This window comes from Streptomyces sp. NPDC058375 (genome assembly GCF_042723425.1).
Taxonomy (GTDB): Bacteria; Actinomycetota; Actinomycetes; order Streptomycetales; family Streptomycetaceae; genus Streptomyces; species Streptomyces durocortorensis.
The window spans coordinates 20845-30255 of the sequence record NZ_JBHXJG010000069.1 but is presented as its reverse complement, the minus strand read 5'-3'; the positions used below and the strand labels follow the sequence as shown (position 1 = coordinate 30255).

Genomic DNA, 9411 nt, shown 5'->3' with positions numbered 1-9411 from the left:
AGCCCCCGCCCGTGCGCCGGGCCGGCGGTGTGCGCCCCCTTCGGGGCCGGGCGCCGCCCCCCCGGGTGGGCGGCGGCGCCGGCCAGCGCCGGGGGCGGGCCCCCCGGGGGGGTGGGCCCGGACGACGAACGCGTACCCCAGGCCTCAGGGCGGCCCGACCCCCGCGCACACGTACAGTGACCGCAAGTCCCACCCGCAGGCACACCGCTTCCTGTACGTCATGTCGCCGTTACCGGCCATTCAGACGCCCTTGCGACCCTCACGGGATGCAGCCAGCTGTGCCCGCCCCCCGCCGCAACGGGCGAGCCCGGGGAGACACCTCCACGGGCTCCCCCGGTTCACCGTCGGGCTCCCCCACCGGCTCACCCCGCCGTGACCCGGGGTTTCCCGGGCCTTCCGCGATCCTTCCGGGCTCCGACGCGCCTGAGGGGCGCTCCGCGCGGAACAATAGGTCCATGAGCCAGCAGCCCAGCTCCGAGGTCCCCGTCCAGCCCGCCGCCCAGCCGTCCGTCGGCTCACTCGCCGCGCACCGGCCGCACGCCACCCCCGCGTCCAACGGGGTCGGCTTCTCGACCGCCGCCGATCTGGATCCCGACCTGGACGCCGACGCGGACGCCTACGAGCCCGACCGGGACGGCGACGAGCTGCCCCAGGGGCGCTTCCTGGACCGCGAACGCAGCTGGCTCGCGTTCAACGAACGGGTCCTGGAGCTGGCCGAGGACCCGGCCACGCCCATCCTGGAGCGGGCCAACTTCCTCGCCATCTTCGCCTCGAATCTGGACGAGTTCTTCATGGTCCGGGTGGCCGGCCTCAAGCGCCGCATCGCCACCGGCGTCGCCACCCGCTCCGCCTCCGGCCTCCAGCCCCGCGAGGTCCTGGACCTCATCTGGACCCGCTCGCGCGAGCTCATGGCCCGGCACGCCGCCTGCTTCCAGCAGGACATCGCCCCGGACCTGTCCGACGAGGGCATCCAGCTGATCCGCTGGCCGGACCTGACCGAGAAGGAGCAGGCCCGCCTGTTCACCTTCTTCCGGCAGCGCGTCTTCCCGGTCCTGACGCCGCTGGCCGTCGACCCCGCGCACCCCTTCCCGTACATCTCCGGGCTCTCCCTCAACCTCGCCGTCGTCGTCCGCAACCCGGTCAGCGGCCACCGCCACTTCGCCCGGGTCAAGGTCCCGCCGCTGCTGACCCGCTTCCTGGAGGCGTCCCCGCAGCGGTACGTCCCCATCGAGGACGTCATCGCGGCCCACCTGGAGGAGCTGTTCCCGGGGATGGAGGTGCTGGCGCACCACATGTTCCGGGTCACCAGGAACGAGGACCTGGAGGTCGAGGAGGACGACGCGGAGAATCTTCTCCAGGCCCTGGAGAAGGAGCTCATGCGCCGCCGCTTCGGCCCGCCGGTGCGGCTGGAGGTCGAGGAGTCCATCGACCCGTACGTCCTGGATCTGCTGGTCCGCGAGCTGAAGGTGTCCGACGCGGAGGTCTACCCGCTGCCCGGACCGCTCGACCTGACCGGGCTCTTCGCCATCGCCTCGCTGGACCGACCGGAGCTGAAGTTCCCGAAGTTCGTCGCGGGCACCCACCGGGACCTGGCCGAGGTGGAGTCCGCATCGGCGCCCGACATATTCGCCGCGCTGCGCGAGCGGGACGTCCTGCTCCACCACCCGTACGACTCGTTCTCCACCTCCGTCCAGGCGTTCCTGGAACAGGCGGCGGGCGACCCGGACGTGCTGGCCATCAAGCAGACCCTGTACCGCACCTCCGGCGACTCCCCGATAGTGGACGCCCTGATCGACGCGGCCGAGTCCGGCAAGCAGGTCCTCGTCCTCGTCGAGATCAAGGCCCGCTTCGACGAGCAGGCCAACATCAAGTGGGCCCGCAAGCTGGAGGAGGCGGGCTGCCATGTCGTCTACGGCCTCGTCGGGCTGAAGACCCACTGCAAGCTCTCCCTCGTCGTCCGCCAGGAGGGCGACACCCTGCGCCGGTACTCCCACGTGGGCACCGGCAACTACCACCCCAAGACGGCCCGGCTGTACGAGGACCTCGGCCTGCTCACGGCGGACCCGCAGGTCGGGGCGGACCTCTCCGACCTGTTCAACCGGCTCTCCGGCTACTCCCGCCGCGAGACCTACCGCCGCCTCCTGGTCGCCCCGAAGTCCCTGCGCGACGGGCTGATCGCCCGGATCAACAAGGAGATCGCCCACCACCGGGCCGGGCGCCCCGCCTACGTACGGATCAAGGTCAACTCGATGGTCGACGAAGCGATCATCGACGCCTGCTACCGGGCGGCCCAGGCGGGCGTGCCCGTCGACATCTGGGTGCGCGGGATCTGCGCGATCCGCCCCGGCGTCGCCGGGCTCTCCGAGAACATCCGGGTCCGCTCCATACTCGGCCGCTTCCTCGAACACTCCCGGGTCTTCTCCTTCGGCAACGGCGGCGAGCCCGAGGTGTGGTTCGGCAGCGCCGACATGATGCACCGCAACCTCGACCGCCGGATCGAAGCCCTGGTCCGGGTCACCGACCCCGCCCACCGCGCCGCACTCAGCCGACTCCTGGAGACCGGTATGGCCGACACCACCGCCTCCTGGCACCTGGGCCCCGACGGGAACTGGACCCGGCACGCCACGGACGCGGACGGCCAGCCGCTGCGGCACGTCCAGGAAATGCTCATCGACGCCCGGAGGCGCAGGCGTGCGACGCCCTGACCAGCAGACGACGACCCGGCCCACGACGGGCCCGGCCCCGGGGACCGGCACCGACGCCACGGTGGACGTGCCGCCGGACAAGGCCGAAGAGCAGGGCCACCGCCCCGACGGGCCCGGGCCATCCGGAACCCGCCCCACCGGCCCCCGGCCCACCCCCGCCCGCACCGCGGAGAACCGCCCCGCCGGGGACCTGACCACCGAGGCGGTCCTCGCGCCCTACCTCCGGGGGCAGGCCGCCGACTTCCTGCGCAGCCTGCGCCTGCACCACGAGCACAGCGCCCCCGCCGAGTCCGGCGGCCACGACGCCGCGGCCGCCACCCGCGCCCTGCGCCGCGCGGCCCGCCGGATCAGCGGCTCCCTGCACACCTTCCGGGCCGCGCTCGACCCGCACTGGGCCGACCAGCTCCGCGCCGAGCTGGCCTGGCTGTCGGGCATCCTGGCCCGCGAACACGCCTACGCGAACCGCCTCACCCGGCTCGTCGAGGCCCTGCACCAGCTCTCCGGACCCGCTCTCCCCGCCGCCCGGGGCGCCAGGGCCGCCGGGGAGGGCGCCGCATCCGACGCCCAGGGCCGCGCCGCCCTCGGGGTCGGGGCCGCGCGCGCCGGGGCGCTGCTGGAACGCCGCCTCACCCTCGCCCGGACCCGGTCGCACTCCGCGGCCCTCCAGGCACTCGGCTCCTCCCGCTTCCACGCGGTCGCCGACGCCGTGGCGCTCCTGGCTTCCGACGTACCGCTGGCCCCCGGCACCACGGGCCGGACCTCCGAAGCCCTCCTGGAGCCCGCAGAACGCGCCGAGCAACGCCTGCTCAGCGCGGTCGCCGCCCTCCCGCCCGAGGACACCGAGCCGTACAACGAGGCGCAGGACGCCGCCTGGCACCAGGCCCGCCTGCTGCTGCGGCTGCACCGGTACGCCCACGAGGTCGTCCTCGGCGCCGCCGACCCGGCCCTCGCCGCACCGGGGCACGCCCTCGACCTGCACCGGGACGCCGTGGAGGCGGCAGCGGCGGCGGCAGCGGCGGCCCGCACCCCGAGAATCGCCCCGGCCACGGCGTACGCGCTGGGCGTGCTCCACGCCGACCAGCGCCACGAGGTGGAGGCCGCGCGGGCGGTGTTCCGGGAGAGCTGGCCGTACGCCACGGCCCTGACGGTGTCATGAGCGGGGACCCCCAGGGCTCCGTGATCCGCGCCGCGGGATGCGTGCTGTGGCGGCGCGACCCGGACGACGGCAGCGTGGAGGTGTGCCTGGTACACCGCCCGAAGTATGACGATTTCTCCTTCCCCAAGGGCAAGCTGAAGCGCGACGAGGAGCCGCTGGCCGCCGCCGTACGGGAGGTGCTGGAGGAGACCGGGCACCACTGCGCCCCGGGCACCCGCCTCCCCACCGCGCACTACGTGGTGGACGGCCGGCCCAAGGAGGTCGCCTACTGGGCGGCCGAGGCGACGGGCGGCTCCTTCACCGCCAACGACGAGGTGGACCGCATCCTGTGGCTGGCCCCCGACGCCGCCCGGGCCCGGCTCACCCAGCCCCGCGACGTGCGGCAGCTGACCGCGTTCCTGGACGCGCTGCCCAGGCTCTGATCACCGCCCCGGCCCCGTTATGTTTTTCGTGGTCCTGCAAGAGGGCCGCTGGCCTCCGGGCCCGGCATGGCTTTTGCCCCCTGTCGAACGGATGACCTGGGGGGTGGTGCCACCGGGCCCGGGAGGTGCCGTCGGAGACGCTGATCAGAGGTCCGGCCATCGCCCGGTCCGGCGCAACGCCGGACAGTTTGCGGGCGGCAGGTCTGCATAACGTGGATGCGCGCGTACGACACCGACGCCGAGGCCGGCACGGATCAACTCCCCAGGAGGGGTGTGGTGTTCGAAACCGAAGACGTGGGCGTGTTCCTCGGCCTGGACGTCGGCAAGACGACCCATCACGGGCACGGACTGACCCCGGCCGGGAAGAAGGTCTTCGACAAGCCGCTGCCCAACAGCGAGCCGAAGCTGCGGGCCGTGTTCGACAAACTGGCCTCGAAGTTCGGCACCGTCCTGGTGATCGTGGACCAGCCTGCCTCCATCGGCGCCCTGCCGCTGACCGTCGCCCGGGACGCAGGCTGCAAGGTCGCCTACCTGCCCGGACTGGCCATGCGCCGCATCGCCGACCTCTACCCGGGCGAGGCGAAGACCGATGCCAAGGACGCGGCCGTGATCGCGGACGCCGCCCGCACCATGCCGCACACCCTGCGCTCGCTGGAACTCACCGACGAGATCACCGCCGAGCTGACCGTCCTCGTCGGCTTCGACCAGGACCTCGCGGCCGAAGCCACCCGCACTTCCAACCGGATACGCGGCCTGCTCACCCAGTTCCACCCGTCGCTGGAGCGCGTTCTGGGCCCCCGCCTCGACCACCGGGCCGTCACCTGGCTGCTGGAGCGCTACGGCTCTCCCGCCGCACTGCGCAAAGCCGGCCGCCGCAGGCTCGTCGAGCTCATCCGGCCCAAGGCCCCGCGCATGGCCCAGCGGCTGATCGACGATGTCTTCGAGGCGTTGGACGAGCAGACCGTCGTGGTCCCGGGAACCGGCACCCTCGACATCGTCGTGCCCTCCCTGGCCCGCTCGCTCGCCGCCGTCCACGAACAGCGCCGGGCCCTGGAAGCCCAGATCGACGCCCTGCTGGAGGCCCACCCTCTTTCCCCGGTCCTGACGTCGATGCCCGGCGTCGGCGTCAGGACTGCCGCCGTCCTGCTGACCACCGTCGGCGACGGCACCAGCTTCCCGAGCGCCGCCCACCTCGCCTCCTACGCCGGCCTCGCCCCGACCACGGAACAGTCGGGCACATCGATCCACGGCGAACACGCGCCCCGAGGCGGCAACCGCCAGCTCAAGCGCGCCATGTTCCTCTCCGCCTTCGCCTGCATGAACGCCGATCCCGCCTCCCGCGCCTACTACGACAAGCAACGCGCCCGCGGCAAAACCCACACTCAGGCCCTCCTCCGCCTCGCCCGCCAACGCGTCAGCGTCCTGTTCGCCATGCTCCGCGACGGCACCTTCTATGAATCCCGCAAGCCCGCCGACGTCGAACTCGCCGCATGACCCCAGCAAGACCGAATCACCCAAACCCGCCAGGGGTGCCTTGACGAAAGACATAGAGGCACCCCCCCCGGCAGCCCCCGCACCCGCCTGCCCGACACGGTTCACCTGCCGTTCACTCTCCCCCGTTGGCGGCTTCACCTGTTCTGCCTAATTTCGGACGTACAAGGTGCGCGGCGGCAAGCCACAGCACCCCTCCTCATCGCACGCCGTCGTAGAACGAACTGACCACGGCGGCTCCTGGAAGGAACACCCGAAAGTGAAGCTTCAGCGCAAGAACCGGCTTCGTGCCACCGCGCTCGGTGCCCTCGCCGTCTCCGGCGCCCTGGTCCTCACGGCGTGCGGTTCGGATGACAACACGGGCGGCGCCACCGGCACCGGCGAGAAGACGACCGCCGCGTCGAACGTCGACTGCGGCAAGGCCAAGGGTCAGCTGCGCGCTTCCGGCTCCAGCGCGCAGAAGAACGCGATGGACCTCTGGGTCAAGAACTACATGGCCGCCTGTTCCGGTGTGGAGATCAACTACAACTCGTCCTCCTCCGGCGAGGGCATCGTCGCCTTCAACCAGGGCACCGTCGGCTTCGCCGGCTCCGACTCGGCGCTGAAGCCCGAGGAGGTCGCCGACTCCAAGAAGATGTGCAAGACCGGCCAGGGCATCAACCTCCCGATGGTCGGCGGCCCGGTCGCCATCGGCTTCAAGCTGGACGGCGTCGACAAGCTCACGCTGGACGCCCCGACCCTCGCCAAGATCTTCGACAGCAAGATCAAGAAGTGGAACGACCCGGCGATCGCCAAGCTGAACGACGGCGTCGAGCTGCCGGACAAGGCCATCCAGGCCTTCCACCGCTCCGAGGACTCCGGCACCACGCAGAACCTCGGCAAGTACCTCGGCGCGGCCGCTCCGGACGACTGGAAGTACGAGGCCGAGAAGAAGTGGCCGGCCCCCGGTGGCCAGGCCGCCTCCGGCTCCTCCGGCGTCGCCTCCCAGGTCAAGGCCGTCGACGGCTCGATCGGCTACTTCGAGCTCTCCTACGCCAAGTCCCAGTCCATCCCGACCGTGGACATCAACACCGGTGGCGCCACGCCGGTCCAGGCCACCTCGGAGAACGCCTCCAAGGCCATCGCCGCCGCCAAGATCAAGGGCACCGGCAAGGACCTGGCGCTCGACCTCGACTACACCACCAAGGCCGAGGGCGCCTACCCGCTGGTCCTGGTGACGTACGAGGTCGTCTGTGACAGCGGCAACAAGCCCGAGACGCTCGACACCGTCAAGTCCTTCCTCTCCTACGCCGCCTCCGACGACGGCCAGAAGATCCTGACCGAGGCGGGCTACGCCCCGATCCCGGCCGAGATCAACGCCAAGGTCCGCGAGACCATCGGCACCCTCTCGTAACACCCGGGGCGGCCGGGCCGGACCACCCGGACCGGCCGCCCCGCCGACGTGACCGGTAACCCGGCCGCCGACGTACCCGCCCCCCCCTCCCATCCGGTGCACCGCCGCCAGGGGAGCCTCGGCTCCCCCACACAGACCGGAAAGACCATGGCTTCCACCACACCCATAGACATGCCACCGGCCCCGCCGGCCCCGCCGGAACGGACCGGGCGCCCCAAGTCCACCGGGCGCGCGGGCGACAAGATCTTCCTGGGCCTCTCCCGCGGCTCGGGCATCCTGCTGCTCGTGCTCATGGCGTCGATCGCCGCGTTCCTCACCTACCGCTCGGTGCTCGCCATCTCGAAGGACGAGGGCAACTTCCTCACCACCTTCGACTGGAACCCGGCCGGCGACCCCCCGGTCTTCGGCATCGCGGTCCTGCTCTTCGGCACGGTCGTCAGCTCGATCATCGCGATGGTCATCGCGGTCCCGATCGCTGTCGGCATCGCCCTGTTCATCTCGCACTACGCGCCGCGCAAGCTGGCCGCCCCCATCGCGTACGTGGTCGACCTGCTGGCCGCCGTGCCCAGCATCGTCTACGGCATCTGGGGCGCGCTCGTCCTCGTGCCGTACCTGGAGGGCCTCAACCTCTGGCTCGACCAGTTCTTCGGCTGGACGTACATCTTCGAGAAGACCGAGGTCGGCGTCGCCCGCTCGCTCTTCACCGTCGGCATCCTGCTCGCGATCATGATCCTGCCGATCGTGACCAGCGTCAGCCGCGAGGTCTTCCTCCAGGTCCCGAAGATGAACGAGGAGGCCGCGCTCGCGCTCGGCGCCACCCGCTGGGAGGTCATCCGCCTCTCCGTGCTGCCCTTCGGCCGCTCCGGCATCATCTCCGCCTCGATGCTGGGCCTCGGCCGCGCGCTCGGCGAGACGATGGCCGTCGCCACGGTCCTGTCCCCGAACTTCCTCATCTCGCTGCACCTGCTCAACCCGGGCGGCGGCACGTTCGCCCAGAACATCGCGGCCAAGTTCGGCGAGGCCGACGCGTTCGGGCGGGACGCCCTGATCGCCTCCGGCCTCGTCCTCTTCGTCCTCACCCTGCTGGTCAACGGCGCGGCCCGGCTCATCATCGCCCGCCGCAAGGAGTACTCGGGGGCCAACGCATGAGCCACGCACCCACCGGCGTCATGGAACACCCGACGCCCGCATCGCCCTCCCCGAAGAGCAGCCTCGGCAGCCGCTCCCTGCCCCGCCTCGCGCCGCTCGGCTTCGCCGCCGTCTCCGTCGCGCTCGGCGTCGGCCTCTCGCTGGCCGCCGGCTGGGAGAGCCGCATCCAGTGGGGCATGATCTCCGCCCTGCTCTTCCTGGCCATCTCCTACGTCACCACGACGGTCGTGGAGAACCAGCGCCAGGCCAAGGACCGGCTCGCCACCAGCGTGATGTGGGTCTGCTTCCTGATCGCCGTCGTCCCGCTCGCCTCGCTGCTCTGGACGACGATCGTCCGCGGCGCCGAGCGCCTGGACGGCTACTTCCTCACCCACTCGATGGCCGGCGTGCTCGGCTCCGAGGCCAGCGGCGGCGTCTACCACGCGCTGATCGGCACCCTGGAGCAGGTCGGCATCGCCACGGTGATCTCCGCCCCGCTCGGCCTGCTGACCGCCGTCTACCTCGTCGAGTACGGCAAGGGCTCGCTGGCCAGGGCCGTCACCTTCTTCGTCGACGTGATGACGGGCATCCCGTCCATCGTCGCCGGTCTCTTCATCCTGTCGATCATGCTGATCGCCAACCTGGAGCCCTCCGGCCTGATGGGTGCCCTCGCCCTGACGATCCTGATGATCCCGGTCGTGGTCCGCTCTACCGAGGAAATGCTCAAGCTCGTCCCCAACGAGCTGCGCGAGGCCTCCCTCGCCCTCGGCATCCCGAAGTGGCGCACCATCCTGAAGGTGGTCCTGCCGACCGCGATCGGCGGCATCACCACCGGCGTCATGCTGGCCATCGCCCGTATCGCCGGCGAGACGGCCCCGATCATCCTGCTGGTCTTCGGCAGCCAGCTGATCAACACGAACCCCTTCGAAGGCGCCCAGTCCTCGCTGCCGTTCTACATCTACGAGCAGTACAAGATCGGCGAGGCCGCGTCCTACGACCGCGCCTGGGCAGCGGCCCTGGTGCTGATCGCCTTCGTCATGATCCTCAACCTCGTGGCCCGCGGCATCGCCCGCTGGAAGGCCCCGAAGACCGGTCGCTGACGCGGCCATCAGCGAC

The 9411-nt window shown here is 71.5% G+C and carries 7 protein-coding genes; all 7 read left to right on the top strand.

Features of this window, described 5'->3' with window-relative positions:
* Nucleotides 1-455 precede the first annotated feature (455 nt).
* The 7 genes from ACFWM7_RS14365 to pstA all read left to right on the top strand — a co-directional run bounded on the left by ACFWM7_RS14365 (nucleotide 456) and on the right by pstA (nucleotide 9395).
* Nucleotides 456-2705: an RNA degradosome polyphosphate kinase gene (locus ACFWM7_RS14365; RefSeq protein WP_383260042.1), complete on the top strand. Its 2250-nt coding sequence runs from the start codon at nucleotides 456-458 to the stop codon at nucleotides 2703-2705.
* Nucleotides 2692-3861, top strand: coding sequence for a CHAD domain-containing protein (locus ACFWM7_RS14360; protein ID WP_383260041.1), 1170 nt, complete (start codon nucleotides 2692-2694; stop codon nucleotides 3859-3861). Before ACFWM7_RS14365 ends, ACFWM7_RS14360 begins: the two co-directional genes overlap by 14 nt.
* Nucleotides 3858-4283: an NUDIX hydrolase gene (locus tag ACFWM7_RS14355; RefSeq protein ID WP_383260039.1), complete on the top strand. Its 426-nt coding sequence runs from the start codon at nucleotides 3858-3860 to the stop codon at nucleotides 4281-4283. Before ACFWM7_RS14360 ends, ACFWM7_RS14355 begins: the two co-directional genes overlap by 4 nt.
* 276 nt (nucleotides 4284-4559) lie before the next feature.
* The gene (locus tag ACFWM7_RS14350) at nucleotides 4560-5777 is read left to right on the top strand and encodes an IS110 family transposase (protein ID WP_383260038.1); all 1218 of its coding nucleotides are present in this window, start codon (nucleotides 4560-4562) and stop codon (nucleotides 5775-5777) included.
* Between the two features lie 256 nt (nucleotides 5778-6033).
* Nucleotides 6034-7167, top strand: a complete 1134-nt coding sequence (gene pstS, locus ACFWM7_RS14345; protein ID WP_383260036.1) for a phosphate ABC transporter substrate-binding protein PstS — start codon at nucleotides 6034-6036, stop codon at nucleotides 7165-7167.
* A gap of 147 nt (nucleotides 7168-7314) precedes the next feature.
* Nucleotides 7315-8316: a phosphate ABC transporter permease subunit PstC gene (gene pstC, locus ACFWM7_RS14340; RefSeq protein ID WP_383260034.1), complete on the top strand. Its 1002-nt coding sequence runs from the start codon at nucleotides 7315-7317 to the stop codon at nucleotides 8314-8316.
* Complete coding sequence (gene pstA / locus ACFWM7_RS14335) at nucleotides 8313-9395, top strand: phosphate ABC transporter permease PstA (RefSeq protein WP_383260030.1); 1083 nt, start codon at nucleotides 8313-8315, stop codon at nucleotides 9393-9395. Before pstC ends, pstA begins: the two co-directional genes overlap by 4 nt.
* The last annotated feature ends 16 nt before the right edge of the window (nucleotides 9396-9411 follow it).

Excerpts from the sequence above, each read along its gene's own strand:
- ACFWM7_RS14365 (WP_383260042.1), top strand. The coding sequence starts at position 456 with ATGAGCCAGCAGCCCAGCTCCGAGGTCCCCGTCCAGCCCGCCGCCCAG.
- ACFWM7_RS14355 (WP_383260039.1), top strand. The coding sequence starts at position 3,858 with ATGAGCGGGGACCCCCAGGGCTCCGTGATCCGCGCCGCGGGATGCGTG.
- pstC (WP_383260034.1), top strand. The coding sequence starts at position 7,315 with ATGGCTTCCACCACACCCATAGACATGCCACCGGCCCCGCCGGCCCCG.
- pstA (WP_383260030.1), top strand. The coding sequence starts at position 8,313 with ATGAGCCACGCACCCACCGGCGTCATGGAACACCCGACGCCCGCATCG.